Source organism: Streptomyces sp. NBC_00878, assembly GCF_026341515.1.
In the GTDB taxonomy this organism is placed as follows: domain Bacteria; phylum Actinomycetota; class Actinomycetes; order Streptomycetales; family Streptomycetaceae; genus Streptomyces.
Genome location: NZ_JAPEOK010000004.1, coordinates 37,275 through 60,813, shown reverse-complemented (window position 1 = coordinate 60,813; position 23,539 = coordinate 37,275). Strand labels below are relative to the sequence as shown.

Genomic DNA, 23,539 nt, shown 5'->3' with positions numbered 1-23,539 from the left:
CCGCTTCCTCAGCCGCCGCAAAGCACGACGACGCGCACGCCAAATACGCGGCCAAGGCGGCCCCCGCTTCCAGGTCTACCGCTGCCGATACTGCCGCCTCCTCCATGTCGGACACCCGCCCGGCCAAGCCACCTACCTACGCCCCGGCCCACACGGCCCCATCCCCGTCCAGGAGCTCACCCAGTGACCATGACCGCCCCCGACACCGCACCGAACCGATCCGGTCTCGGACCGCCCGTCGTCATCGGCCTCGACACCAGCCTCACCGGAACCGGCATCGCCAGCAGCAACGGATGGTGCGAAGTCATCGGCTACAAGAAAGCCCGCACCAAAGACCCCGGCATCACCCAACTGCCCCACCCCGAACGCCTCACCGCCATGCGCACCCTCGTCAAGGACATCTGCAACGCCATCGGAAACCCCGACCTCGCCGTCATCGAACTCCCCGCCCCCTCCCGCAGCGGAGGAGGAGCCCACGAACGCGGCTGGCTCTGGTGGCAGATCTACAACCACCTCGACTACCGAGAAATCCCCATCGGCCTCATGTCCGTCAACCACCGCATGCAGTACGCCACCGGCAAAGGACAGGCCACCAAGAACCTCATCGTCGACTCCGTCGCCCGCCGCTTCCCGGACTGGCCCACCGCCGGAGACGACAACGCCGCCGACGCCGTCATCCTCATGGCCGCCGGCCGCGACTGGCTCGGAGCACCGATCACCGACATGCCCAAGACCCACCGGGCCGCCCTCGACAAGGCGACCTGGCCGACCCTTCCCGGAGCCACCTCATGACCGCCACCGCGACCGAAATCTGCCGCCCCATAACGTGGGCCGCGCCCCGCAGCAATTGGCGGGCGTACGCCTCCTGCAGCGAGACCGACCCAGAGTCCTTCTTCCCGGTCGGTTCCGGGCTGGACGCCCGCCAGCAGGCCGAGGCGGCGAAGCGCGTGTGCGACGGATGCCCGGTCGTTCAGGAGTGCCTGTCGTGGGCGCTGGCGACGCAGCAGGACACCGGCGTGTGGGGCGGACTGACGGAGCAGGAGCGTGAGCGGATTCACGGGCGCCGCCTGAAGCGGACGTCGGAGGACGGCCGTACGTCGGTTGAGGTGATCCTGGAGAGCCGCCTGTCGGAGTATCAGGCGCTGGAGGAGCAGGGCTTGTCGGCGTGGCAGATCGGCCGGCGGATGCGGACCAACGCGCAGACCATCCACAACGTGCGGAACATCCTCGCCATGCAGGAGCAGGGGGTGTCGGCATGAGCTCCGTAGCCGTTCCGCACCGATCCGCCCGGGCCCACATGCAGTACCGTCGCCGCCGCCTGATGGCGATAGGGCAGTGGGAGTCACCGCTGGTGGACGCTGCCCCGGTCCGCGCACACGTCCGTGCGCTGGGCGAAGCGGGCATGTCGCAGCCCGCTCTGGTGCGCCGTCTGAACCTGCCGCCCAGCGCGTTGAAGAACCTCATGTACGGGGCCAACGGCAGGCCGCCCGGGCAGAAGGTTCTCCGGGAGACCGCTCAGGCTGTCCTGGCGTACTGGCCGGTGATGGATGATCTGCCGGATACGGCGCTGATCGACGTGACTGGGACCCTGCGTCGTGTGCAGGCGCTGGAGACCCTGGGCTGGTCGAAGCCTGAGCAGGCGGCAGAGGTGGGCTTGTTGCGGCAGAACTTCAAGGCGTGTCTGCGCCGTCCGGTCGTTTCGGTGCGGTTCGCCCGCCGGGTGGCCGGCCTCTATGACCGGTTGTGGACGCAGATGCCTGAGGATCGCGGGGTGCCGGAGTATGTGGCGGACAGGGTTCGGCGGAACGCTGTCAAGCAGGAGTTCCACGGTCCGTTGGCGTGGGACGACGACACGATCGACGACCCGAAGGCTGGTCCGGTGGCCGATGTGGTGGGTCCGGTCGTGACGGAGGGCGGGAACGTGGCGGACCGGTGGCTGTTGGGGGAGTCCGTTTCCCTTGGGCGTGCTGATCGGCGGAAGGTTCTTCAGCATCTTTTCGAGTGGACCAACGACACCACTGTGGAGATCGCGGACCGGCTGGAGATGACGCCGTCGGCTGCGGAGCGGCAGTGGGAGCGCATCAAGGAGAAGGCCGCCCTGGAGGGCCAGCGTGTGTGGCGTCGCGTGTACGTGCCGCGTGAGCGAGACCTGAGGCAGAACGAGATGGGAGAAGCGGCATGAGCGGCGAGACCGTCATCACGATCGTGGGCAATTTGGTGGATGACCCGGAGCTTCGCTTCACCCCGGCGGGTGCGGCGGTGGCGAAGTTCCGGGTGGCGTCGACGCCGCGGACGTTCGACAAGACGACCAGCGAGTGGAAGGACGGGGAGAGCCTGTTCCTGACGTGCTCGGTGTGGCGGCAGCAGGCGGAGCATGTTGCGGAGTCCCTGGCGAAGGGGATGCGGGTCATCATCCAGGGCCGGTTGAAGCAGCGGTCGTACGAGGACCGTGAGCAGGTGAAGCGGACCGTGTATGAGCTGGATGTTGAGGAAGTGGGTCCGAGTCTTCGGAGTGCGACGGCGAAGGTGTCGAAGGCCGGCTCGGGCGCGGGGAAGCAGGCGTATCAGCAGGCGCGGGCCGAATCGTCGCGCGAAGGACGGGAGGATCCGTGGGGTGCGCCGCCGGGCGGGCAGCAGGCGCAGGGTGGCGCGTGGGGTGGTGACGAACCTCCCTTCTAGCGTGGTGCGCGCGGTGAGGGGTCTGGCTTTCGGGTCGGGCCCCTTTGGCGTTCCCGGAACCGTGACAGGCATTGCAATGCCATGCCGGAACGGGTAGTCTGGTGGAACCGACAACAACCCACCCGCAACCCGCACTTGGGAGACCCATGCCGACCTGCGACTGCGGAGCACGACCCGAAGACATCGCCGCCGGCATCCACTACGAGGGGTGCTCCAACGGAGACGGGCAGCCCGACGACCCGTCCGACCACTACGGACTCTGACCAGCGAAGCGAACGGAGACACCTGATGCTCGGGACCATCGCCGTTGCTGACGTCCTCGACATGTTGACCCCGGACGACGACGAGACGGACGACTGCTACACCGTCCGCGACATCCTCGACCACAAGCGGCAGTCCGAGCACTACGCCGGCCTGCTGGAGGAGATCCGCCGGGACGGCATCGCCCTCCCCGTCATGATCCGCACCTTGCGTGGCGAGCCGTGGCTGGTCGACGGGCACCACCGGGTGGCCGCGGCTGTCGACCTCGGCATCACGACGCTCGTGTGGTCGGACCTCCCCATTGAGCTGGAGGACCGGCCGTTCAACCAGATGCTGCGCGGCGACTGGGGCCCGTATCGGCCCGTCGCTGCCTGACCGCAGGTTCCGCCTGCACCAGGCCCGAAGGCCCGGCCGACGACCCGTCCGACCACTACGACCAGTAGGAGCAGACCGATGACCGTCTCGAAGATGCCGAAGCCGAAGCCCCCGGTACTGACACCCGAGCAGAAGGCTCGCGCGATTGACCAGCGCAACAAGGAGGCCCGGAAGGGCCTGCGTGGTGTGGCTCGGCTGAACGCCAAGACCGTTGCTGACGCTGAGGCCAGGGTCGCTCGCCGTTTCGGTCTGGCCGACCTGACGCCGCCCAAGCCCAAGCCCGGCGGGCACGCGTGACCCGCCCTGCCTCCTGACCGCGGTCCCCGTACCCCCTGTGGGGACCGTACGCCGCACCAGCCCCCTGGTTGCGGCAAACCCGGCCAGCACCCCCCTGCTGGCCGATGAACCGCCGCCCCGACCCCCACACCCCACTCGGTGGGGGCGGGGCGGCGGACCACACCACGAACCCGAACGGAGGAACCGATGACCGACTCCGGACTTCCCACCGCCCGCCACCACTTCCCGCCCGGCACCCCCGCCGACATCTGCATCGCCCACAACCGGGCCTGCAAAGTCGCCCGCATCGTCACCAAGGCCGTACAGCTGGGCTGCGACCACGAGATCAGCGATGAGCAGATGGACGCCATCGCCCACGAGATCGGCGTGAACCCGCCCGGCTCGGACGAGACCCGGGAGGCCGTACGGCACGCCCTGGGGGACGTCCTGGACGTGACCGACCCGAACAAGGACTTCTGGTACGCGGTCACCGCGGCCCTGCCGTTCCGCTACCGCGACCCGGACGGACGCACCGTGCTCCTCGTGCCGATCCCGGTCGACGAGTGACCGGCGGCATGCCGGAGCCGACCGACGACCAGATCCGCCGGTTCGTCGCCGACTGCAACGCACGCCGTATGGGCTGGGCCTCCTTCCAGCGGTCCGGCCGCCGTGCCGCACTGCGCATGATCCGCAACCTTCCCCAGGACACCACCACCATCACCAACACCGAGCAGGAGAACCAGAACCCGTGAGCAACAGCACCGACACCACCAGCATCCACAACCCGACCGACCTGTCCGACTACGACTGGCTGGAGCTCGTGGCCCTGGTGTGGAAGGTCCGCAACGAAGGCTCGTACAGCTACGCGGTGGAGAACTGGCCGCCGGAGTTCGAGTCCGCGGACATGCAGGCCATCGCCGGCGTTCCGGCCAGGCTGCGCGCCATCTACGGCGAGCACCGGCCGAAGGTGGATTCCTGGTGGGACGCCGTGGGCGGCGAACGTGCCGTGGACTTGCACAACGACCACATCGACGAATCCCGCCAGCGGCAGAAGGACGCCTGCCTGTGGGGTGTGCGCTGCACCGACGGCTACATCGTCCACGAGCCGACCGAGCAGGACCGTGACGAGTTCGTGGCCCGGCTGCTGGCCGACACGTACCCGAACCGCCGTGTGCCGGCCGTACTGCTGCACCGTGACACGCCGGGTGGCGAGTGGACCGAGTCCCCGCTCAAGTCCTGAACCTAGGGGCCCGCACCTGCCCGGGTGCGGGCCCTTCCACTCGCCCCACGAAGGACCCCGTCATGGCCCAGTACGCGCGCACCGTGTGGTTGCAGGCCCGTGGCACGCTCCTCGCCCTGCTGGGTGTGGCGGCCGCGTACGGCCTGTCCCTGCCCCTCCATACCGCGGGTGCCGGGTTCGTGTGGCAGGCCGGCCTCGGCCTCGCCGCCTTCCTCACCGTCACCACTGTGGTTGGTCGGTACGGGTTCCGCATGCACGCCATGGACGCCGTTGAGGAAACAGCGGACGCCGTACGCGTCTTCGCCCTCACCTTGGGCCGAATCACCCTCACCTTCATCCCCGTCCTTGCCGCACTGCTTGGCCAAAACCCCCGCCACATCTGAAAGGTCATCGCGCATGAGCGAAACCAGCATCCTGACGGAGAAGGCGGTCGTCGGCCGTCGTGTCGAGTTCGCCTACTACAGCAACCTGCAAAGCGACTCCAAGACCGTCTGGCACCCCGGCATCATCACCGCCATCGAACCCGGCCTGACCGACGTGATGCTGGCCTGCATCCGCCTGGACGGCGAGCGGCGGTCCGGGCTGCGCACTCCCACCGACTACGAGGGGCTGCGCTACCTGGACCAGGTCGTTCCCGTCCCGGATCTGCCGATGGGCCGCTTCACGCCGACCGCGGACGACTTCGGCGGCGACTGGGAGGGCGTGCCCGTCCTGCAATGCGAGTCCGAGGACATCGTCATCCTCACCGACGACCAGAGGAGCGCCGCGGTCGCCCTGCACGCGTTCTGCAAGGACATGGGCATCGACCGCGACTACCTGCCGAAGATGCAGGCCCGGTGGGCGGTCTTCGAGTGGGAGCCCGAGGACGCCGATATCCCGTGGACCGTCTCTTGGGACGCCGCGGAGACCGACGACCACGCCCTGCACATCTACTACCTGCCCGCCTGAGGAGGCGCAGCATGACCGCCACACACGACACCACGCCCACCGTGCACGTCGACGTTCCGATGAACCTGCCCCTCGAGGACGGTGGCACCCTGCGTGTCCGGCAGGGAATCGGCGCCATCCGTACGCAGACCGAAGGCCTGGTCGTCTTCCCGGTCCTGATCGGCCCGTACGAGGTCGACGACTCCCGCTGGTCCGTCACTCACGTCGGTACCGGACTGCGTATCCCTGTCGCGTTCGACGACGAGGAGCACGCCACCGCGTTCGCGAACGCCGCCGGCCCGCTGGCGTGCTGGTGGCAGAAGAAGCCGAAACTCCCGCTGGAGACGCGACTGAAGCTGGTCCGGCTGGCGCAGGAGCACGGCGGGACACCAGACCAGAAGGCACTGGACGCCCTCGCCCGGCACGACAGCACCACGAAGGAGTCCTGATTATGGGCGTCTACATTCCGCCTTTCGAGCAGCACGACAACGTCATCAAGGCCGCACTGCGCGTCATCCTCGGCACCCACTACGCGCGCGACGAGAATCCACATGCGGACGCGGAGCAGGAGTACGGGCGGGAGCAGCTGGCCCTGGCCGCCCGGGAGCTCGCGGAGGCTGTGGAGCGCAAGCCGGCCGACGAGCAGCCCATCGGCTGGGCCCGAGAGGGCGAGAAGGGCAGCCCCGCGGATGAGATCGCCGTGCTGCGGGAGCAGGTGGAGCGCGTACGGGAGTGGGCCACCAGCCACGAGTACAAGTGGCTGCATGAGTTGCTGGACGGCGCCGGAACGCACGGTGGCCACCTGTGACCGTCGCACTCGAGTTGAAGTCCCTGGCCCCGCTGGCCCGCACGATCGCCGAAACCGTCCAGGAGACCCCGGTCCGTGTCGGCAGTGCCGAGGGTGCTGCCGACCTGGTCGCCCAGTTGACGGTGAACGTGGCCGCCTACGCCGGAGCACAGACCCTGCCCCTCATCGACGCCCTGCGCACCGTGTACGCCTCCATGGAGGCTGCCCGGCCCGACGAGTGGGCGATGGAGTGGCTCGGTGACGTGTGGTCGACGCTGCCGCTGGACGTGCGTGCGGTGGCGGGGGACCAGGACGCTGCCGCTGAGCTGGTTGCTCTGGTGCCGGAGCCTGCTCGATGACCGCCCCGGTGCAGGTGGGCCCGTCGCCTCAGGGTGGCGGGCCCGTCCCTTGCCCGGACTGGGACGACCTGCTGGCCGACATCGGCGACCGTGTCCGTGCCGAACGGCAAGCCCGCGGCTGGTCCCAGACGGAACTCGCCCGACGCGCCGGGTTCGCACTGAACACCGCAAAGCGGCTCGAGGAGGCAGGCGCCGGGACGCTCCGCGTGTTCGTCCTGGCCTGCGCTGCGTTGGGCGTGGAGATGAGCCTGCTGCTGTCCGACGAGTGGCAGCTCCCGGAGCGCCGTCCGTCCCTGACTGATGCGCAGGTGAAGGCCTTGCGGGCGGTTGCGGGCGGGGAGCCGCTGTCGATGGTCGCTGAACGGCTCGGGATGCCCCGGGATGGTCTGGCGTCTCGCCTGTCTGAGATCTATCGGCGGCTGGGTGTGACGCATGTGTCGCGGGGCTTCCAGCGGCGGATGGCGGCTGTGGATGCGGCCCGGAAGCACGGCCTTCTATACCCACAGTGACTGAACGTTGATCGAACTATGCCTGATTCGCGGGGTCGACACCCGCACCACGTAACCCGCTGTCACATCCCGCCCCCTGGGAGGCCCCGTGTACTACCTGATCGCCGGCGTTCTCGGAGCAGCCTCCGGACTCGGCTGGTACCTGACCACCGGCCAATGGCAGATGCCGTACTGGGTGTTCATCGCCTCCTGCGTCGCGTGCAGCCTGATAGCCGACGTGCTGGAACGCCTCGTGGAGTTCAGACGGGCCAGACCCGTCGCCCGGCCGCCGGCCCGGCATCGCAAGGGGGTCGCACCGTGACGATCCGTCTGACCTGCCCGTCCTGCGGTCGTCGTGTCGCCCTCACCCCGCGCGGACGCCTGTACCAGCACGGCCGACCCGTATGCCCCCGCAAGACCGTCGGCCGTATCTGGCCCACCCGCCATCACGGCCGGCCCGTACGCACCATCCCCGGCCCCGACACCTGGGAGCCGAAGCAGTCCCGATGGCCGCGTCAAGGCCGTTTGCACGATCTGCAAACCAGCACGTCAACCCAACCATGAGGAGCAGCATGACCAGCCGTTCAGCGCAGTTCGCCGCGGTGTACGCGGCGTTGACGGCCTCGCACGAGGTCGCGGACTACTGGGTCCAGCAGGACAAGGATGCGGTCGCGAAGGGCGGCCACGGACGCGAGGGCAGGGTGGCGTGCGCCAGGCACGTCGCCTCCTACACGGCGACGCAGGCCCTCGCTGTGGCGGCCGTGAACCGGCGCCTCAGGCTTGGGCTGGACTGGCGGCGCGCGACCGCTGGGCTGGCGGTGTCTGCGGTCACGCACTACGTCGCGGACCGGTCTGGTGGCCGGTGGCAGGAGGAGGGGCCGTCAACCAGGTTGGTCCGGTTCGCGCGCTGGGCCGGGCACGAGCCCTGGCTGGCCAAGGATCCGGGCGCGGGACCGCTGATGGATCAGGCGTGGCACAAGGGCTGGATCGCCGTGGCAGCCGCCGTCGTAGCGGGAGGCGCCTGATGCGTATCCCTGTGTGGCCGGGCGTCCGGCTGTGCGTGTGGGAGCGGCAGAACCCGGAGGCGGTCAAGGTGACGCTGGCCCGGTCAAAGCCGTACGAGCCGGTGCGGCGGGTGTTGTCGATGCGCGGCTGGATGCTGCTGTGGGTGCGCTACGACTGGAAGGACTACAGCCCTCCGGAGCCCGAGGATCCGGCGAAGAGCCCGGTCGTGTACGCGCTGACGCGGGAGCTCCACCGTAGGAACACGCACCTTCAGACAATCCGTGCCGCATCCGAGGGCCTGGTGCTGACCGATCAGTGGGTGATGACCACCGGGGAGGTACAGGGCCTTCAGGGGGCGCTGGGGATTGCTCTGGGCGGGAAGGTCGCCGGCGGAACCGCGGACGAACTCGCGCAAGGGCACTACCGGTCGTGGGTGGCCGCCAACGCTTGCGACCGGGCGCGCTGCCACTGCGATCTGTGCGTACGGATCCTGGCTGGGGAGGGGCAACGATGAGCGAGAAGCCTTCAGGGCCGGTTGGTTGGGCCCGTCACTATGCCGGTCTGCGTGAGTCCGGCGAGCATCCGCTGCTCACCGCTCGGGAAGCGCGGGAGGAGGTGGAGCGGCTGGGTACGGAGCTCTACTGGGCGCAGGACGCGCACGCGTTCGTCGGGGAGATGTGCGACATCACCGACACCACGCAGAGCACCTCGGAGGGCTACGGAACGCTGCTGACGGCGGATGTCCGGGAATGGTTGAAGGGCCCGCGGTGCGTGCGCCTGCTTGCGGTGGACGCGAGTCTGGTGCCGGACACAGCCCGGGAGAACGACGCGGACCAGATCACGGAATCGTTGCGTGCCGAGGTACGCCGTGCGTTCGAGAAGTCCGGCCGTTCGCAGGCGTCGGTGGCACGGGAGCTGCAGGTGAGCACGAAGCACCTGAACCAGATGCTGATGGGCAGGTCGGTGCTCACACTGTGGTGGGCGGCCCGGATCCTCCGCACGTGCGGCATGCGCCTCGTCGTGGGAGAGGGAGACCGGTGAGCGAAACGACCGAGCTCGACAAGACGCGCCGCTACCTGCGCCCCGTACACGCCACGATCATCTCCGACGATCCGGACGGCGTGCATCTGGCCGTGTACTCGTGGCTGGAGATGTTCGACGCGTGGGCGACCGGGCCGGGGATCTGCGGGGAGTCGATGATGCAGGGCCCGTTGCCGGAGGGAACCGCGGTGACGTGCCAGGCGTGCGAGAAGTGGCGGCCGAAGTACGAGCGGATGCTCGCCCCCGGCTACCGCAGGGAGGACGACGACCCCGAAGCGCTACGGAAGCGTGCAGAAGCGGCCGAGGATCAGGTCAAGCAAGCCCGCGCCCTGGTCGCGAAGTGGCAGCAGGTGGCCGTTCAGCAGGACGATGCGGTGCTCCTCGCAGGTGTTGCTGCTCACGTCCTGGCGGTCACACTGGACGGCTTGAACGACCTGCGCCCGGAAGGCCAGAACACTTCCGAGAGCGGCGCCTGGCACACCGTGTGGCTGGAGGGGAAGTGGCGGTGGGTGACGTCGAAGATGACGACGCCGCAGCGCGAGTACGCCGCGGACTGCGTGGCTGCGTACTGCCGGTACCTGGCCGTGCGCGATGGGGATGTTGAGCGTGCGGAGCCCGAGGGGCTGCGCTGGTGGAGGGAGGACCGGTGAGCGTGTGGGGCACGATCATGGACTTGGAGGACGATCCGCCGTGCGCGTACCGGGGATCGCACATTCTGCCGTCCGAGGACGACCCGAAGGGCGGTGTCGTTCAGCTGGCCGAGGTTCCGTCGCACATCACCCGTGACGGCCGGGACGACCAGCCGGAGGACGGGACGCCGTGGCCTTGGTTGCGCCTGTCGGTGAACCAGGACGACGCTGTTCTGAGCCGATCGCAGGTGCGTCAGGTGTACGAGTCTCTCGGGGCGTGGCTGGAGCAGACGGGAGACGTCCGGTGAACCGTCTGATGGGAGCCGTGTGGAGGCGCCTGCGTGCCTGGTGGAAGCCTCGTGTCGATCCACACGCCTGGGCGCGGGCCCAACGGCAGAAGATAGGCGACCGTGGTGAAGCTGCCACCAGGGCGATGCTGCAGCCGCTTCTCGCGTCCGGGTGGCTGATCGTGCACCGCCGGGCGTTACCCGGATCTACGGCTGATCTGGACCATGTGCTGACCGCGCCGGGCGGAACGGGCGTGGTGATCGTCGATTCGAAGCAGTGGCACGCGCAGAAGCCGACGTGGCTGGTCCGTGATCGGGTGCACTGCGGGACGGAGGACCGGCACCAGCAGATAGAGAAGGTCGCCTCGTACGCGCGGAGGGCTGCTCAGCGGCTGTCGCTTCCTGCGGATGCGGTGTGGCCGCTGGTGGTGGTGCACGGATCGCAGGTGACGGGCGGGGTGTTGAAGGCGTCTGCTGCGGAGTTCCCGGGCCCGGTGTGGGTGGTCAGTCCGGCGCAGATGGTGTCAATGCTGTTGGAGTCGGGGCGCCGGCATGGGCGTGATGATCGTGCTGCGGCGGATTTGGCTGAGCGGGTGGCCAGGGTGTTCCCGCCGTACGTGCGGAAGGCGTAGCGTGGCATTTCCGCCTGGGGGGCACCCGTTGCGGCCCACTGGTCCTACTTGGACTGGTGGGCCGTTTCGTGCGTTCGGGGGCTGGTTATCGGTGGTGTCCCGTACGGTGTGGTTCGTCAATGGTGAAGCGGCTCTCCGTCCCCCGTACCCCTGGGGATGGCGGGCCGCTTCTTTGTGTTGTGGTCCGGTACCCGGACATGCCTGTGGCCCGGTCTCCCCAGAGACGCGGGCCACAAGAACCCCAGGCGCAATTTGCGGATCGCGGTCCGGGCAGTGTCAGCCGATACGGCCACGGGGGATGAACCGCATCAGCAACCCGGCAAGCCTCCCACGACCACAGGCGCGGACGCAGGCGTTCAGGAGGAAGGCATCCATTCGTCGTTCAGTAGGATCATGTCCACCGGACACCACACGCACATGCCGCGGCTGGTCGCGTCGCCCAGGGTGCTGGTGTCGATGACGTCCTCGTGCCCGCACGGCGGCATCGCCTCACTCAGATACGGGCGGACCTGGTCCAGGACCTTGAGCAGAGCGTGGAACGGATGCTCGTGAGACCGGACGGACTTGGACAGTTCCTGCAAGTCGTGAAGGAGGATCCGGTCGACACTGATGTCGTGCCGGGCGGCGTCGATGCCGTCGCCGTACAAGTCGGATGGGTGCTCCTCGAGTTCGAAGTGCAGGAGCGGCACGTCTCCGACGCTGTACTGGATGGAGGCCTCGGCTAGGTAGCCGGCTTCGGTGCTGCCGTTACTGGTCACGTACAGCCGGTCGTCGTCCGGCCGTCGGCGCAGGCGGACGTACGGGGATGGCGATGCGGAGATGCGGGCCATCAGGTCACATTGCCGATGTCGTGGAGGGCCTGCTCCCAGTGCTGGAAGCGGATGGCGCGGTCGTCGATGTACGCGACGGCCGGCAGCTTGCGGTCGGTGACCAGGAGGGCATCTTGTTCGTTCCAGAACTCGCGCTTCGGGTGCTTGGGGCCTTCGACGTCGACGACGGTGTCGAAGCCCCGGTCGGCCAGCCACGAGGCCACAGAGGCGGCGTCGCGGGTGGTGTGGATGAACACGGCGTACGTCTCCATCAGGGCGGTGAGACCTTCGAGGGCGCCGGGGAGGGGCGGGTCGTAGATAGTGCCGTCCTGCCATCCCTTACTGTATGCGTGGATCACTTTGTCGAAGTCCACTGCCACGGTCTTGGTCATGGTTGGGCCGCTCCCTGATCTGCGTATCCGTTGTGGTAAAGGATCGTGGCCAGGCCGTGAATGGTGAGGCCGTAATGATCGGCAACCACGGGTAGCCAGCCACGAGGAACTCTCTGGCGTCCCACCCGGGCCCGCGCGTGTTCCCTCCTGATCTGGGCAACCTGCCGGTTAGTCAGCTTGGCTCGGGGGCTGCGCTCCCCTCGCCGATGCGTACCGTGCAGGTCACGGTCGGCAGCGTTTTCACCTGCCGTGCCCCACAGCAGGTTGGCCACAGTATTGTTGCTGCGGTTCCCGTCCAAGTGGCGGACTTGCAGCTCTGAAGGGCCATGGAAGGCTTCGCAGACCAGCCGGTGGACCTTGCGGTCGTGCACCTGGCCGTTCCGGGACAGCCGGACAACTATGTATCCGTAGCGGTCGACGGAACCCTTCAAGACGCGTCCAGGCTTCGTGCAGTTACTGCCGCCGGTGGAACGTCGGACGCGGCCGTGGTTGCTGACCTCGTAGGGGAACTCGGCTATCGGCCGCCATTCGACTTGGGTGGGGGTCATGCGGTCTACGCTGCCGCAGTTTCGGCGAGGCCTTCCCCCGGCCCGGCCCGGGGCCCGGCAGGCGCTGGGGGCGACCTGCCGGGCGGTCTACAGGCTGGGGGTTATCCCCATGCGGTGTCGAGGGGTGTGACGGCCGGCCCGGTGGGCTCGTCGGCGGGCGGCGTGGCCGGGTCGGCGGTTGTGGTGGCGGCTCCCCATGCGGTGTCCGGCGGTGTGGCGGTTCCGTCGACACCGGCCAGGGTGAGTACGGCGGCCGCGGTGAGGGCGAGGGCTGCGAGTGCGCGTCGTACGGGCTTCACAGTCAGGGGATCCTTTCGTCATGTCCGGTACATGATTGTGGGGCGGCCCCGGCTTGTGGTGCTGCGCATCCTGCTGCGAGTCCTCACCCCCGTGGTGTGTGCTGGCAGTAGACACACCGTAGGTGGTGGGGAGGATGCGGAGTACCGGCGCCGGGGGACGCCCCACGGATAGGCTGCCGTATCGGAGTTACGGTTTTGTACTTTTGCGGGTGCGCGTGTGCGCATTGCGGAGACTCGCAGTTGATCAGGGTTCTGATGGGGGAGCAGATCGTTGGCCACAGGTAACACACCTGGTGACAGAGGCTTTTTGTCGGCGGATGCGGTCCGCGTATACGGATTGATCGCCCGTCAGGAAAAGGTCCCGGACGAAAGCAAGAAACATTTCGACGAACTCGTGGAATGGGGGGCTGTCGGATTCGATCCGGACCGCCCGCACGTACCTGTCGTCCTGGATCCGGTCAAGGTTGCTCAGCGGAAAGTCCGGGAGGAGATCGAGGAGGCTGAACGGCGTGTCGCCCGTCTGAAGGCGATGCCGGATCTGTCGGAGCGGCTGGCGGTGCACTATGAGGCGTCGCAGTGGCGGGCCGGCGGCGGCAGTGAGTTCCTGGACGCGCCGGCGATGGTGAACGCCCGCCTGGACGACGTGGTGGGTTCGGCGGAGCACGAGATCCTGGCGGCTCAGCCGGGCGGGCCGAGGACGAAGAACCTGCAGAACCGTTCCGTCGACCGCGACACCAGCGCGCTCGAACGCGGCGTGGTGCTGCGGACGTTGTACCGGGACACGGTGCGGGACCATCCGGTGACCGCGGAGGGCGCGCACATCATGTCCGGGCGGGGTGCCTCCTACCGGACGTTGGTGGCGCCGTTCGAACGCTGCATCGTCGTCGACAGGAAGCACGCGTTCATCACCGACCATGTGGTGGAGGGCTCCCCGCCGCACGCGGCCTGGTACGTCACCGACCGCGCCCTGGTCGCCTTCGTCGCCGCGGTGTTCGATGAGGCGTGGCATCGGGCGTCACCGTGGCACGGAGAACTGCGCTGCCGGGCCGGTGTACGGGCCGTGGACGCCGTCTCACAGCCCGGGGGAGGGATCCGTACGACCGCGTTGCAGCGGGCGATCCTGCGGGACGTCGCGGCCGGTATCCAGCAACGCCTCACCGCCACCCGCCTGGGCATGTCACCGCGCAAACTCACCGACGAGATCACGGCGTTGAAGGCCCTGTGGGGGGTTCAGACGCTGCATGAGCTCACCTATCGGTGGGCGACGTCCCCCGACCATCAGGTCGACGACGGGAACGCGATAGCCGGCACGGACGCCACGGACGACACGGTCACGGAGTCGGCCGCCTGACCGTCACAGCAGGTCTTCCTCGGCAATCAACTGGTGGGCGTCCCGGTGTGCGCCGCAGATGGTGCCGTACAGATCCTCGCGGCACAGTCCGGGGCCCAGGTAGGTGTGGTGGCCGATCGTCGCCACCGTGATCGCCTCCTGGCCGGGGAGCAGGGGCGCGGGACGCTGGGCGAGTTGCGCTTCGACGGCTTCCAGACGACGGACGATCTCCCGCCGCGACACCCGGCGCCTCACTCACCCTCCAAGTCGGCGCCGTCGATGACGCGCATCCGTGAGTGCATGGTCGACCGTGCGGACGCAACATCGGTGGGCCAGTCGTCCGCGCACAGCCCGTACTGAGGGACTTCCCACCGGGGCCGGTAGTACTTGTAGACCTTCGCCCAGTCGGCGTTGAAGTAGCAGGGGAGCAGGCCGCCGGTGTTGGGGATCGGTTCGGGTGCCTGATCGTTCTGTTCGCGGACCTGTTCGGTGACGCGGTCGGCTTGGTCCGTGTGGCGCTTGCAGAACCAGTGCGCGGTGATCCATCCGGTGCGGGGGTCCTTCTCCAGGACGCGGCGGTGGGAGTTGGCGCCGCAGATCCGGTGCTCGTTGCGGTAGTCGACTGGGTCGACGTGGTCCGGGCCGACGTGCACGATCGTCTCGGGTAGCGGACGCAACCGGACGACGGCCTCATCGTCGAAGGGTGAGGGGGCTTGGCGTGGCCGGTAGACGTACCGGCGCAGGCGCGGGGCCTCGCAGCCCGGCGCACCGCTGGGCCCCCAATCGGCAGTGTCCTGGGGTGGCTTGTAGCGGGGCGCGTCCGCGGAGACGAGGCGGTCGTAGCGGGCCTGCCGGCCGTGCTCCACACCCAGCTTCCGGCGTGCCAACCTCAGCGGGCTGACGCCGTCCTCCCGCTTGGCAAGGTCCACCGCGTACGCGACGGCCAGGAGCAGCTCGCGGGTTTCGTGCCCGACCCGGTCGTCCTCATAGATGGCGGCGACGAGTTCGGGGAACGTCTTCTTCGGCCGCTGCTCCTCGGCAGGGGCGGGTACGGAGTGCAGCACGTCAGTCCTCCTTCAGCTGCGTGCCGGGTTCCGGGACGCCGACCGCGTCCAGGGCGGCGTGTACGACGTCCCAGATCATCGCGTTGCGGTCGACGACAGTGGTGGGCATGAAGTCGACCGGCTGCTGGCGGATGTACGCCAGGACGGCGTCGTAGGCGGACTGCCTCGGATCCGTCTCCACCTGGACGGGTCCTGCCGCCTCCCGGATGTGGCCGATGCAGGCGAGGTAGGCGCCGTCGAAGTCCGGAGTGGTGGGGTTGCCTTGTACGGCTCGCTCGATCCGGTCGCATTCGCGGAGCACGCGCACGAGGGCGGCCGATGCGGGCGGCTCCGGCTGCTCGATGTCCAGGATCCCGGCGAGCGCAATCGCAAGACCGATGTCGCCGCCGGGGCGGTCCCGCCACAGGATGACGGCTTCCGTGACCGCTTGGAGGCGTTTCTCGGCGGCTTCCCGTGAGTCTTTCAGCTCGGTGATTACGGGCTGTACGACCGACATCGCTTCGTCTGCTGCGTGCCGTGCGTCCTCGGGGTGGCCGTCGTTCTCGAACCTGGCCTCATAGGCTCCGGCGATCCGCATCCATAGGTCATCCCGCAGTTCGGGCCGGTCGGGTACGTGGGAGGCCATCCCGGACAGGGCCTCGACAACGTCCGCCGTCCGGATCGTCTCCGGCAGCGTCGTCGCCCAGATGTACGCCGTGTGCCGTATCCGGTAGGCGAGGTGCCGGGATGCTGCCGCGTACTGGTCGCGTTCCGCCTGTGCATCGCAGCATGGCTGCGGACCCGGGCCCTTCATGTGGCTCACGTGGTGGGCTCCTTGTTGTCCAGGCGGACCTGCCGGGCCACGGCAGCCAGGACGTCGTCAGGCACGGGCCAGAAGCCGAGCGCCCCGGACGCCGGAACCGGCTGGTCAAGGCGGGTCACCTGTCCGATCTCCCAGTGCCACACCTCGGGTTGAACCCGGGTGGTGACCTGCCCCCACGGACGGCAGCACCAGCGATCGTCGGCCGCCTTGTGGCAGCCCGTGAACGTGATGGCGGCGAGGATCGCGCTGCGGGTGTCCGTCCAGTCGGTGATGCGGGCGCCGGTGAACTGTGCGATGCCGACGGCGGTGATTTTGGTGACGTGCTGGTCCTTCGCGGCGTGCAGGAGGACCTGGACGCCCTCGTACTTGCGGGGGAGCGGCTTGGTTCGGTTCTCGACGGGCTTCGCACCGTGGGCGATCGCGTCGGCGTACGGCTGTCGGACGGTCAGAGCTTTCACGTGGTGGGCTCCGTGTTGTCGAGGGCTTGGATGGTTTGGCAGGGGTGCGCGATGAACGCCACCCATTCGTCGGTCTTGGGGCCCGTGCGGCGCCGTACGGAGCATTCGTCGCACCAGGTCTGGCCCAGATGCTGAACGGGCGTATGCAGGTCGGTGATGCGCTTCTTGGCGTTCTTCAGGTCGTCGGCGAAGACGTGGATGGATTCCGTGGCCAGGTACCGGCACTGTCGGATGGTCCTGAGGATGGACACGATGTCGACCTCGGGGAGCGGGCCGGCCAGTGCGGACCAGGCAACGAACTCGATGGCGTCGTCCGTGTAAGCCTGGTCGGCGAGGTCTTTGCGGGCGCGTTCGGCTTCCTTCTGCCACGCGGCGGCGAGCTTCTCCATAGCGGCCAGGCGCTGCTCGAGGGCGTCGGTGGGGCCGGTCCGGGCTTCGGCGTCCTCGGCGCGCTGCATCGCGTACGCGAGCTGGATGCGCAGGTATGGGGCGTCGGCTGCCTCGGCCTTGACGCGCTGGTCTTTGGGCATCGCGGCACGTTTGGCGTTGATGGCCTCAACCTGCTCGATGTGGCTGGTCACAGGTTGGTCCGTTCGTAGCCGGTGGCAGTGTCTGCGCGGGCCCGCAAGTACGCGCCGACCTTGTAGGCGCGGATGCGGCGGATCGCCCCGTAGGCGATCGCCCACAGCACCCGGTCGACCGCCTCATACAGGTCCACGATCACGACGACGGCTCCTCATCGAAAAGCCCCGCGATGTCCCGCATCCCTGCGAGGCGTCGTTCCGTCAGGGCCAGAGCGGCGGCGTCCTGCGCCAGACGGTGGGCGCTGCCGTGGCGTCCTGCTGCGATCTCGTCGGCGTAGGTGCGGGCGGCGACCGCGAGGCGCTCGGCTTCGCGTTCCAGTTCGTCGGCGGTGAGTTGCACCTGCCGTGCCGCGAATCGGCGGGCAAGGTTGTCGCCCATGTCAGGCCTCCTCGTCGGGCTGCTGTGGGATCAGGACGTCGGCGCCGCAGTCCGGGAAGGTGCAGATCCCGCCGTCGGGCAGGTCGCCGGACGTGAGCGGGGTGAAGTCGTCGCCGGGTTCCTGCGGGATGTGGGTCAGGCAGCGCAGGATCCGGCCGCCGACCGAGCGGTACGCCAAGATCCGGTCGGCCTCCTCGTCGGGCTGCGACACGACGGCGGGCGCGGTGGCGACATGGCCCGTGAGGCTGAAGTCCGTGCAGCCGGGGCAGTCGTCGACGTGCTCCGGGTCGTCGGAGCCGTCCGCGACCACGTGCGTCTCGGTCTCGGGCTCGGGCTGCACGGCTTCGACGGTGTACGTGGTGGTCGCCCGGACGAGACGGCGCTCGGTCGGCGTCCCGTCCTTCCATGCCGGGCCGATGCGCCGGGCGTGGGTCAGGGCGTTCACGGCGCGGTCGCGGTCGACGTACCGGGTCCCGGGCGCCCATTCCTCGGCCAGCGGGTCGTACAGCTCGGCGCGCCAGACGTGCTCGGCCGGACGCGCTTCGTGCCCGGCCTGTGTTTCGGGCTGCGGCAACACGGCGGCAAGGCTGCGCAGCCCGGTGACGACCGCAACGGCACGCGCCCGGTAAACGGGCCCTACGCTGCTCTCCACCATCGACACACGCCACCCGGGGTGGTCGTGGGCGTACAGGCCCTCAGCGATCCGTTCCCGGAACGTGACCAGATCGGCGCGGCTGTCGGGCGGCCAGGGCAGCGGGCCGCTGAACATGCCGACGAGTTTCTCGTAGAGCGCGGGGCCGTCCAGGTCGGGCAACGGTGCGCCCTCGGCGAGCGGCGCCAGCGCGTCGAGGTTGGCCTGCGCCTCCCGCTCCTCGTCGGCCTCGACCGCGAGCCCGTCGAGGTGCTCGGCGGCCTCTTGCAGGGCGTAGTCGCTGTCCATCGACCGGACGATGGTCGCGGCCTCCCGCAACACGGCGGCCCGCGTGTCTGCCTGCTCGGCGTCCGCGACAGCCAGCACCGCGGCGAGCACCAGGTCCATCTCGCGGACCACGGGCTCGGTGTGCTCGCCGTCCCAGCCGTTCTGCCGCATCAGGGCGTACAGCGGGGCCGCGTACCGGTCGCGGCGTTCCTGGGCGGACGGCACGGTGACAGACACGGCAGGCGAGGCGTCGGGGTCGTTGAGGGCATCCCACTTCACGAGGTCCCAGCAGGCCTCACACGAACCAGGGCCGACCGGAAGGGCATGAGGGCAACATTCGGCACCGTCGGAGCGCCAGTACTTCGCGGGCGGCCTGTACGCGTCAGCGGACTGGACCGGGTCAACGTGAGCGAGAGCGATGCAGGCGCTGTGACCGTCGACCCAGACGACGGCCGTGTGACCGCTGAGGACTTGGGCTTCGCTGCGGGTGCGGGTGTTGAGGCGCTCGCCGTTCGGATCGTCTTCGGGTCGGGCGCCGGGGTACGCGGTGACCGGGGTGCCGATCGGGTAGCGGGAGTTCCAGACGTCGGCGGCGGTCTGTGGTTCGGGTGTGCTGTTCAAGACGGCTCCAAGGGATCGATACGGTTCGGGGTGCCGGTCGGGCGCACTACCGATGCGCCCGACCGGTGCTGCATGGGTGGTCACGCGGCTTGAGCCAGCCGTTGCGCGGCCCGCCGACGGGACGTCCGCTTGCGGCACGCGTCCGAGCAGTGAGTGGCCGGACGGCCGCGGCCTGGGTTCAGGGCGAAGTACTCGCCGCACGCCAGGCAGGGAATTTCGTGACGAATTTCGTGACGCAGGCCGGTCAGATCCGGGAACGGCGGCGCATCAGCACGGGCCTGCTCCCACAGTTGTCGCCGCACACGGTCCGCACCGCGGTCCTCCCTGCGCCGCGACGGCGTGTCCCAACCGCGGCGTGGATCCAGTTCGGCAACGAGCCGCCACCCCGCCGCACGCAGACTCGAACCCGTCTCCCCGTCCTGCGTGTACGTGATCGCCCGCCAATGATCGACCCGGGCCTTCTTCCAGGCCGCCCCGTACAGCGCACTGCACGCGTTGGCCGTGCCGTCCGTGGCGACCCGCGTCACCTCCACCGTCAGCCCGTCGTCGAACGAGCGGGCCACCGGGCGGCCCACGATGGCCACGCCGCACAGGCGCTGCTGCGAGGTCAGCACGCCGTGGCTCCACATGTGGCCCTGCGGCCTTTTGTGGTGGCGGTGCAGCCGGTCCACGGCGGCGCAGGCTTCGGCGAACGACAACCGGATGACGGTCAATTGCTCCTGCCCTTCACGCCTGGCCACCGTCACCGCCCCCGAACGCGCGCTGAGCCTCGCGCAGTACGGCCAGCAGTTCTGTTGTCGCCGCCGACGGGTCGGTGATCGTCGCAAGGTCGGCGGCCAGGGGCCGGATGTGCTGCTCGCTGATCTCGGGTTGGACTCGGCGTTCACCGGGCCGGCGGTTGATGTAGCGCTCCATGGCGGTGTCTCCTGGCGGTTGGTATCCGGATGTGTCAGACAGACCGGACGGCGGGGGGGTGGGCTCACCACGAGTTGGCGAACCAGTCGGTGCCGTCCCAGGCGTCGGCGACGGGTACGCGGTTGAGGCCCATGTCGCGGGCGAGGACGGCGCGGTGGTGGCCGTCGACGACGTGCAGTGCGGTGCCGCAGCTCTCGTGGCCCCAGCACAGGCGGATGGGCTCCTCGATGCCGAGCTTGGTGATGCTGGCGCGGAGCTTGGGGCAAGGTGTTGTGGGGGTGGGTGGGGCTCACACGGCGGGCGCGGGCTGCTGGTTGGTGACCGGTTCGGTGGTGTCGGGCATGGGGGCGGCTCCTCGGGGCGCGGGTACTGGGGTCCAGCCTGTCGCGGTTCGGGCAAAGGGTTGCCCCGGCCGCTTTTCTGCGGTCCGGGGCGAGGTGGTCAGGCCGCTACGGGCTGCGCGTCCAGCGCGGTGACCGAGCCGATCCCGACGTGCACGGCGCACGGCTTCCAGGAGCCGACGGGGAGCAGCGCGTAGCCGTTGCAGTCCCAGTGGTCGCACTGGTCCATGACGGCGCACTCGTAGACGCGGAAGATGCCGCCGGACAGCTGCTGGATGGAGCCGTGGTAGCGGACGAGGGTGTCGTTCTCCAGCCACACCGGGTGCACCGCGGGGACCGTCTCGGGTGCCTTGACCGGCTCCGGGACGAAGTCCACCGGGAGGCCCTGGCCGGCGTGCTGGCGCGCGTTGACGATCTGCGCGGCACCGTGGCGCAGGTTGCGTGTCCAGGCCGCGGAGAAGAAGTCGCCGTTGACGGCGTCGTACCACTCGACGTGGACGCGGGTGCCGGCGCCCTGCAGCATCACGCCCACGACACCGGCGGTCTCGTGGACGACCTTCCAGCCGTTGACGGTGAGGCGGAACATCTCCTCGTCGATGCCGCGGGTGTTCAGGGCGTCGGTCGCCCACTGCCACTCGGCGATCTCGGTGCGGGTCATTCCTTCCAGGGTGAGGGTGATGTCGCCGATCTGGCGGAGGACCATCTCGCCCGCGTCGTTCCGCTGGCCTGCGGTGACGTTGCGAACGGTGAAGGTGATGGCCTTCATGTGGGTCCTCCTTGGTGGGTGATGTCTCTACCGTACCCGATACGGCATGGCATTGCAATGCCTGTGACGGATGGGGGTGGCCCGCATGGTCGGGCGTGCCCCAATCCGGCTCCGCTCGTTACCCGGGTGTGCACGGCGGGCCCGGCCGGGGGAGGTCCCAGCCCGGCCCGCCACCAACACCCCAACACGCCACACTGTGCCCGGGCATGAAGACGCCCCCAAGGTGACGCTTGGGGGCAGTCGACCAGCGTTTCCCCTCGCCGGACAGGTTCGGGTCGTGAGGGCGCTCTCGGGTGCCCCCGTGTCCGAAGGGGCACCACCAGTCTGGCAGCGCTACGCCCGAACGTTCCCTGCGGTCGTTTCAGGCTGGAACAGCTTGGCGCCAGCCTTCAGCCCGTCCAGGAAGGCGTACACGCCCTCCGCGGTGTACTTGGATCCCCCGGTGAGAGTGCGCCCGCCCCGGACCGTCAGGTAGTACTCCTCCGGGGCATCCGGCGGCGGCGTGTATCCGACGCCGGTCCGGATCGTGGAGGCGGGCTTCACGTCGATACGCAGCCCGGTGTCGAGGGCGACGCATCCGACAACCCATTCGACCTGCAACCGCTCGGGCCAGTCCGCGTTGTAGGCCGGGTGGGAACTTCCGTCCGGATTCCGGGTCACGACCATCTGGCCCGGCCTGGACAAGCCCACCAGCGCCTTCTCGCTGTACGCGGTGACGTGTCCGCAGGGCCACGGATCCCACTTGTGTCCCGGGGGTGCGTCCCTGACCTCCGGCAGGTAACCGGCCCTGCCGATCTGCTCCTCAGCCGAAGCACGGTGCTGCGGGCATACGTAGATCACCCCGTGCATGGTGCCCAGCTTCCCGGGTCCGGGCGTCATCGCGTCCGCGAGGAGTGACGCGCCCGTGTCGCACTTCCAGTCGGTGTGGGCGTCCCCCACCACTCGCCGCTTGGTGCCGTTCACGGCTTCTCTCCGAGGACCCGAGCGACCATCGGACCAGCATCATCGTTGATGTACGCAACCAGTGCGGTGACAACATCACGCGCTTCGCCCAGCAGCTTCGGTCCGTCGTACACGGTCGGGGCGGGCAGGGCCGGCCAGTCGCGCCCCGGGACCCGTACGGTGGCCGTGGCCAGGACGGATGGCTTCTTGTTGGACTCCGGCTCAAGCAGGGCGTGGTAGACGGAGTCGTCGTAGCTCCGCTCGGTCTGCCAGTCCTGCCACTGGTACGGGAACCGCTTCGTGTCGCCGCCGATGTGCGTGTGGCGGAGCGGAACGCAGATGTCGACGTACAGGGTGCCGTCTTCGTCGTCGGTGTGCAGCGTGACGCCGCGCAGGTCGGGGCGGACCTGTACGTAGCCGGGGACCATGACGGGGGCGGTCGCGACCCGCCAGGCGGCCATGGCGAACTCTTCTGGGCTCTCGATCGGCTGAGGCGTTTCGGTCCACGAGTCACGGAACTCCTCGGGCCGCTGCTGGAGATACGCCCCGTACCGGGACCTGCCGTTGGAGGCGTAGTCGCGGTCGTAGGTGTCGTTGATGACGACCAGCTTCTGGGTGTGCCACTCGGTCACCGGGAAGGCCTTTCGGGAAGGGAGTGTCGGCGTCCGCCAGTCTTGCAGCGAGTCCGAGGCTACTGCTCGCCGTTCAGTGTGTCCTCGAGCATCTTGTTCTTGTCGAAGCGCCCGTCCTCGTCCAGCCAGCCTTCATCGCCCATGATCTGGTTCATGAGGATCGCGGAGTAGTCGTCTTCCTTCACTCCCTGGCAGGCTTCCGGCTTGCCCTTGCCGCTGGCTTTGAACTGCGCGGAGAGCGCTGTCTGGCAGGAGCTGACGGTGTCGCCGTAGGTGGGCCGCAGGAATGCCCAGGTGGTCGCGGCGATCGCGGCCGCGGCCAGGACGACGATGACGGTCAGGACGGGTCTGCGGCGCATGATTCGCATGGATTCCCCCGGGATGTAGACGTGTGCCCGGGATCGTAGCGGCAGCCACTGACAGACCGGGCGGGAACCGGAGCAACCAGTCCTATGCTGCGCTCGGCCGCCCGGCCCACACCCGCTTCAACTCTTCCGCCAGCGCCGCCATGTCGGGGTTCCCGGTCTCTTTCGCGCGCGCGTCCACGATCTGCGCCAGGTGCTGGACCTGGTTCACGAACCGATTCACCTCACCCGGTTGTTCGGGGCGCGGCACGGACACCCACACCTTGCCGTTGCCGTACACGTCACAGCCGGGCGGGTAGAGCCAGTAGCCGCCTTGCTCCTGCTCGTACGCGACCAGGTCCTCCCACGGGATCGGATGCCCCTCGGGAAGCGTGTCCGTCACGGCGT

41 protein-coding genes and 1 pseudogene are annotated in these 23,539 nt (G+C 68.9%); 23 read left to right on the top strand and 19 right to left on the bottom strand.

The features are described from left to right. Positions 1 to 183 precede the first annotated feature (183 nt). From OHA11_RS47810 to OHA11_RS47705, 22 genes and pseudogenes are all read left to right on the top strand, one after another. Entirely contained in the window at positions 184 to 792 is a 609-nt protein-coding gene (locus OHA11_RS47810) for a hypothetical protein (protein ID WP_266508954.1), read from the top strand. Beyond that, positions 789 to 1,046 (top strand): annotated as a pseudogene (locus tag OHA11_RS47805) (WhiB family transcriptional regulator); the annotation flags it as partial. The gene OHA11_RS47810 and the pseudogene OHA11_RS47805, both read left to right, overlap by 4 nt. Positions 1,047 to 1,255: 209 nt before the next feature. Continuing rightward, positions 1,256 to 2,182: a hypothetical protein gene (locus OHA11_RS47800; protein ID WP_266508953.1), complete on the top strand. Its 927-nt coding sequence runs from the start codon at positions 1,256 to 1,258 to the stop codon at positions 2,180 to 2,182. Next, positions 2,179 to 2,679 (top strand): single-stranded DNA-binding protein, encoded by a 501-nt coding sequence (locus OHA11_RS47795; RefSeq protein WP_266508951.1) that lies wholly within the window; start codon positions 2,179 to 2,181, stop codon positions 2,677 to 2,679. The genes OHA11_RS47800 and OHA11_RS47795 overlap by 4 nt, the downstream gene beginning before the upstream one ends. Positions 2,680 to 2,967: 288 nt before the next feature. Then, complete coding sequence (locus OHA11_RS47790) at positions 2,968 to 3,315, top strand: ParB/Srx family N-terminal domain-containing protein (protein WP_266508949.1); 348 nt, start codon at positions 2,968 to 2,970, stop codon at positions 3,313 to 3,315. Positions 3,316 to 3,393: 78 nt separating this feature from the next. Beyond that, positions 3,394 to 3,612 (top strand): hypothetical protein, encoded by a 219-nt coding sequence (locus OHA11_RS47785; RefSeq protein WP_266508947.1) that lies wholly within the window; start codon positions 3,394 to 3,396, stop codon positions 3,610 to 3,612. 186 nt (positions 3,613 to 3,798) lie between these two features. Continuing rightward, positions 3,799 to 4,158, top strand: a complete 360-nt coding sequence (locus tag OHA11_RS47780) for a hypothetical protein (RefSeq protein WP_266508944.1) — start codon at positions 3,799 to 3,801, stop codon at positions 4,156 to 4,158. 8 nt (positions 4,159 to 4,166) lie between these two features. Beyond that, positions 4,167 to 4,343 carry a hypothetical protein gene (locus OHA11_RS47775; protein ID WP_266508941.1) on the top strand — a complete coding sequence of 59 codons (177 nt, stop codon included), beginning with the start codon at positions 4,167 to 4,169 and terminating at the stop codon, positions 4,341 to 4,343. Further along, positions 4,340 to 4,831 carry a hypothetical protein gene (locus OHA11_RS47770; protein WP_266508939.1) on the top strand — a complete coding sequence of 164 codons (492 nt, stop codon included), beginning with the start codon at positions 4,340 to 4,342 and terminating at the stop codon, positions 4,829 to 4,831. The genes OHA11_RS47775 and OHA11_RS47770 overlap by 4 nt, the downstream gene beginning before the upstream one ends. 62 nt (positions 4,832 to 4,893) lie before the next feature. After that, on the top strand, positions 4,894 to 5,214 hold the full coding sequence (locus OHA11_RS47765; RefSeq protein WP_266508937.1) for a hypothetical protein: 321 nt from the start codon (positions 4,894 to 4,896) through the stop codon (positions 5,212 to 5,214). Positions 5,215 to 5,227: 13 nt separating this feature from the next. Continuing rightward, on the top strand, positions 5,228 to 5,779 hold the full coding sequence (locus OHA11_RS47760) for a hypothetical protein (RefSeq protein WP_266508935.1): 552 nt from the start codon (positions 5,228 to 5,230) through the stop codon (positions 5,777 to 5,779). An 11-nt stretch (positions 5,780 to 5,790) separates the two neighbouring features. Further along, the gene (locus OHA11_RS47755) at positions 5,791 to 6,207 is read left to right on the top strand and encodes a hypothetical protein (protein ID WP_266508933.1); all 417 of its coding nucleotides are present in this window, start codon (positions 5,791 to 5,793) and stop codon (positions 6,205 to 6,207) included. A 2-nt stretch (positions 6,208 to 6,209) separates the two neighbouring features. Further along, positions 6,210 to 6,566: a hypothetical protein gene (locus OHA11_RS47750; RefSeq protein WP_266508931.1), complete on the top strand. Its 357-nt coding sequence runs from the start codon at positions 6,210 to 6,212 to the stop codon at positions 6,564 to 6,566. Beyond that, positions 6,563 to 6,904 (top strand): hypothetical protein, encoded by a 342-nt coding sequence (locus OHA11_RS47745; protein ID WP_266508930.1) that lies wholly within the window; start codon positions 6,563 to 6,565, stop codon positions 6,902 to 6,904. Before OHA11_RS47750 ends, OHA11_RS47745 begins: the two co-directional genes overlap by 4 nt. Further along, the gene (locus OHA11_RS47740; protein WP_266508928.1) at positions 6,901 to 7,413 is read left to right on the top strand and encodes a helix-turn-helix domain-containing protein; all 513 of its coding nucleotides are present in this window, start codon (positions 6,901 to 6,903) and stop codon (positions 7,411 to 7,413) included. Before OHA11_RS47745 ends, OHA11_RS47740 begins: the two co-directional genes overlap by 4 nt. Before the next feature lie 88 nt (positions 7,414 to 7,501). Further along, complete coding sequence (locus OHA11_RS47735) at positions 7,502 to 7,714, top strand: hypothetical protein (RefSeq protein ID WP_266508927.1); 213 nt, start codon at positions 7,502 to 7,504, stop codon at positions 7,712 to 7,714. 250 nt (positions 7,715 to 7,964) lie between these two features. After that, positions 7,965 to 8,417, top strand: coding sequence for a hypothetical protein (locus OHA11_RS47730; protein ID WP_266508926.1), 453 nt, complete (start codon positions 7,965 to 7,967; stop codon positions 8,415 to 8,417). Next, on the top strand, positions 8,417 to 8,911 hold the full coding sequence (locus OHA11_RS47725) for a hypothetical protein (RefSeq protein ID WP_266508925.1): 495 nt from the start codon (positions 8,417 to 8,419) through the stop codon (positions 8,909 to 8,911). Before OHA11_RS47730 ends, OHA11_RS47725 begins: the two co-directional genes overlap by 1 nt. Continuing rightward, positions 8,908 to 9,438, top strand: a complete 531-nt coding sequence (locus tag OHA11_RS47720) for a hypothetical protein (protein WP_266508924.1) — start codon at positions 8,908 to 8,910, stop codon at positions 9,436 to 9,438. Before OHA11_RS47725 ends, OHA11_RS47720 begins: the two co-directional genes overlap by 4 nt. Continuing rightward, positions 9,435 to 10,088 carry a hypothetical protein gene (locus tag OHA11_RS47715; protein ID WP_266508922.1) on the top strand — a complete coding sequence of 218 codons (654 nt, stop codon included), beginning with the start codon at positions 9,435 to 9,437 and terminating at the stop codon, positions 10,086 to 10,088. The genes OHA11_RS47720 and OHA11_RS47715 overlap by 4 nt, the downstream gene beginning before the upstream one ends. Continuing rightward, positions 10,085 to 10,375 (top strand): hypothetical protein, encoded by a 291-nt coding sequence (locus OHA11_RS47710; RefSeq protein WP_266508921.1) that lies wholly within the window; start codon positions 10,085 to 10,087, stop codon positions 10,373 to 10,375. The genes OHA11_RS47715 and OHA11_RS47710 overlap by 4 nt, the downstream gene beginning before the upstream one ends. Before the next feature lie 8 nt (positions 10,376 to 10,383). Continuing rightward, on the top strand, positions 10,384 to 10,986 hold the full coding sequence (locus tag OHA11_RS47705; protein ID WP_266509091.1) for an NERD domain-containing protein: 603 nt from the start codon (positions 10,384 to 10,386) through the stop codon (positions 10,984 to 10,986). Between the two features lie 356 nt (positions 10,987 to 11,342). Here the strand turns inward: OHA11_RS47705 and OHA11_RS47700 are convergent, their stop codons facing one another. The 4 genes from OHA11_RS47700 to OHA11_RS47685 all read right to left on the bottom strand — a co-directional run bounded on the left by OHA11_RS47700 (position 11,343) and on the right by OHA11_RS47685 (position 13,034). Beyond that, positions 11,343 to 11,816, bottom strand: coding sequence for a hypothetical protein (locus OHA11_RS47700; protein ID WP_266508920.1), 474 nt, complete (start codon positions 11,814 to 11,816; stop codon positions 11,343 to 11,345). Beyond that, positions 11,816 to 12,187 (bottom strand): hypothetical protein, encoded by a 372-nt coding sequence (locus tag OHA11_RS47695; RefSeq protein WP_266508919.1) that lies wholly within the window; start codon positions 12,185 to 12,187, stop codon positions 11,816 to 11,818. The genes OHA11_RS47700 and OHA11_RS47695 overlap by 1 nt, the downstream gene beginning before the upstream one ends. Further along, on the bottom strand, positions 12,184 to 12,735 hold the full coding sequence (locus OHA11_RS47690; RefSeq protein ID WP_266508918.1) for an NUMOD4 motif-containing HNH endonuclease: 552 nt from the start codon (positions 12,733 to 12,735) through the stop codon (positions 12,184 to 12,186). The genes OHA11_RS47695 and OHA11_RS47690 overlap by 4 nt, the downstream gene beginning before the upstream one ends. A 101-nt stretch (positions 12,736 to 12,836) precedes the next feature. Continuing rightward, entirely contained in the window at positions 12,837 to 13,034 is a 198-nt protein-coding gene (locus OHA11_RS47685; RefSeq protein ID WP_266508917.1) for a hypothetical protein, read from the bottom strand. Positions 13,035 to 13,371: 337 nt separating this feature from the next. Between OHA11_RS47685 and OHA11_RS47680 the strand changes: the two genes are divergently transcribed. Next, entirely contained in the window at positions 13,372 to 14,385 is a 1,014-nt protein-coding gene (locus OHA11_RS47680) for a hypothetical protein (RefSeq protein ID WP_266508916.1), read from the top strand. Positions 14,386 to 14,388: 3 nt separating this feature from the next. Here the strand turns inward: OHA11_RS47680 and OHA11_RS47675 are convergent, their stop codons facing one another. The 15 genes from OHA11_RS47675 to OHA11_RS47605 form a co-directional block, all read right to left on the bottom strand. Continuing rightward, the gene (locus OHA11_RS47675; protein WP_266508915.1) at positions 14,389 to 14,619 is read right to left on the bottom strand and encodes a hypothetical protein; all 231 of its coding nucleotides are present in this window, start codon (positions 14,617 to 14,619) and stop codon (positions 14,389 to 14,391) included. Then, the gene (locus OHA11_RS47670) at positions 14,616 to 15,428 is read right to left on the bottom strand and encodes a hypothetical protein (protein ID WP_266508914.1); all 813 of its coding nucleotides are present in this window, start codon (positions 15,426 to 15,428) and stop codon (positions 14,616 to 14,618) included. The genes OHA11_RS47675 and OHA11_RS47670 overlap by 4 nt, the downstream gene beginning before the upstream one ends. 1 nt (position 15,429) lies before the next feature. Next, positions 15,430 to 16,230 carry a hypothetical protein gene (locus OHA11_RS47665; RefSeq protein ID WP_266508913.1) on the bottom strand — a complete coding sequence of 267 codons (801 nt, stop codon included), beginning with the start codon at positions 16,228 to 16,230 and terminating at the stop codon, positions 15,430 to 15,432. Further along, a complete protein-coding gene (locus tag OHA11_RS47660; protein ID WP_266508912.1) occupies positions 16,227 to 16,688 on the bottom strand; it encodes an ASCH domain-containing protein in 462 nt (153 codons plus the stop codon). The genes OHA11_RS47665 and OHA11_RS47660 overlap by 4 nt, the downstream gene beginning before the upstream one ends. Beyond that, the gene (locus OHA11_RS47655; RefSeq protein WP_266508911.1) at positions 16,685 to 17,269 is read right to left on the bottom strand and encodes a hypothetical protein; all 585 of its coding nucleotides are present in this window, start codon (positions 17,267 to 17,269) and stop codon (positions 16,685 to 16,687) included. The genes OHA11_RS47660 and OHA11_RS47655 overlap by 4 nt, the downstream gene beginning before the upstream one ends. Then, a complete protein-coding gene (locus tag OHA11_RS47650) occupies positions 17,266 to 17,412 on the bottom strand; it encodes a hypothetical protein (RefSeq protein ID WP_266508910.1) in 147 nt (48 codons plus the stop codon). The genes OHA11_RS47655 and OHA11_RS47650 overlap by 4 nt, the downstream gene beginning before the upstream one ends. Further along, a complete protein-coding gene (locus tag OHA11_RS47645) occupies positions 17,409 to 17,651 on the bottom strand; it encodes a hypothetical protein (protein ID WP_266508909.1) in 243 nt (80 codons plus the stop codon). The genes OHA11_RS47650 and OHA11_RS47645 overlap by 4 nt, the downstream gene beginning before the upstream one ends. A 1-nt stretch (position 17,652) precedes the next feature. Further along, the gene (locus OHA11_RS47640; RefSeq protein WP_266508907.1) at positions 17,653 to 19,191 is read right to left on the bottom strand and encodes a hypothetical protein; all 1,539 of its coding nucleotides are present in this window, start codon (positions 19,189 to 19,191) and stop codon (positions 17,653 to 17,655) included. An 80-nt stretch (positions 19,192 to 19,271) separates the two neighbouring features. After that, the gene (locus tag OHA11_RS47635; protein WP_266508905.1) at positions 19,272 to 19,904 is read right to left on the bottom strand and encodes an XF1762 family protein; all 633 of its coding nucleotides are present in this window, start codon (positions 19,902 to 19,904) and stop codon (positions 19,272 to 19,274) included. Between the two features lie 13 nt (positions 19,905 to 19,917). Further along, positions 19,918 to 20,106 (bottom strand): hypothetical protein, encoded by a 189-nt coding sequence (locus OHA11_RS47630; RefSeq protein WP_266508903.1) that lies wholly within the window; start codon positions 20,104 to 20,106, stop codon positions 19,918 to 19,920. A gap of 441 nt (positions 20,107 to 20,547) precedes the next feature. Further along, positions 20,548 to 21,213 (bottom strand): hypothetical protein, encoded by a 666-nt coding sequence (locus OHA11_RS47625; RefSeq protein ID WP_266508901.1) that lies wholly within the window; start codon positions 21,211 to 21,213, stop codon positions 20,548 to 20,550. A gap of 333 nt (positions 21,214 to 21,546) precedes the next feature. Then, complete coding sequence (locus OHA11_RS47620) at positions 21,547 to 22,176, bottom strand: hypothetical protein (protein WP_266508899.1); 630 nt, start codon at positions 22,174 to 22,176, stop codon at positions 21,547 to 21,549. Further along, a complete protein-coding gene (locus OHA11_RS47615) occupies positions 22,173 to 22,787 on the bottom strand; it encodes a hypothetical protein (RefSeq protein ID WP_266508897.1) in 615 nt (204 codons plus the stop codon). The genes OHA11_RS47620 and OHA11_RS47615 overlap by 4 nt, the downstream gene beginning before the upstream one ends. A 59-nt stretch (positions 22,788 to 22,846) precedes the next feature. Continuing rightward, complete coding sequence (locus OHA11_RS47610; RefSeq protein ID WP_266508895.1) at positions 22,847 to 23,146, bottom strand: hypothetical protein; 300 nt, start codon at positions 23,144 to 23,146, stop codon at positions 22,847 to 22,849. A 91-nt stretch (positions 23,147 to 23,237) separates the two neighbouring features. Next, on the bottom strand, positions 23,238 to 23,534 hold the full coding sequence (locus tag OHA11_RS47605; protein WP_266508893.1) for a hypothetical protein: 297 nt from the start codon (positions 23,532 to 23,534) through the stop codon (positions 23,238 to 23,240). Positions 23,535 to 23,539 lie beyond the last annotated feature (5 nt).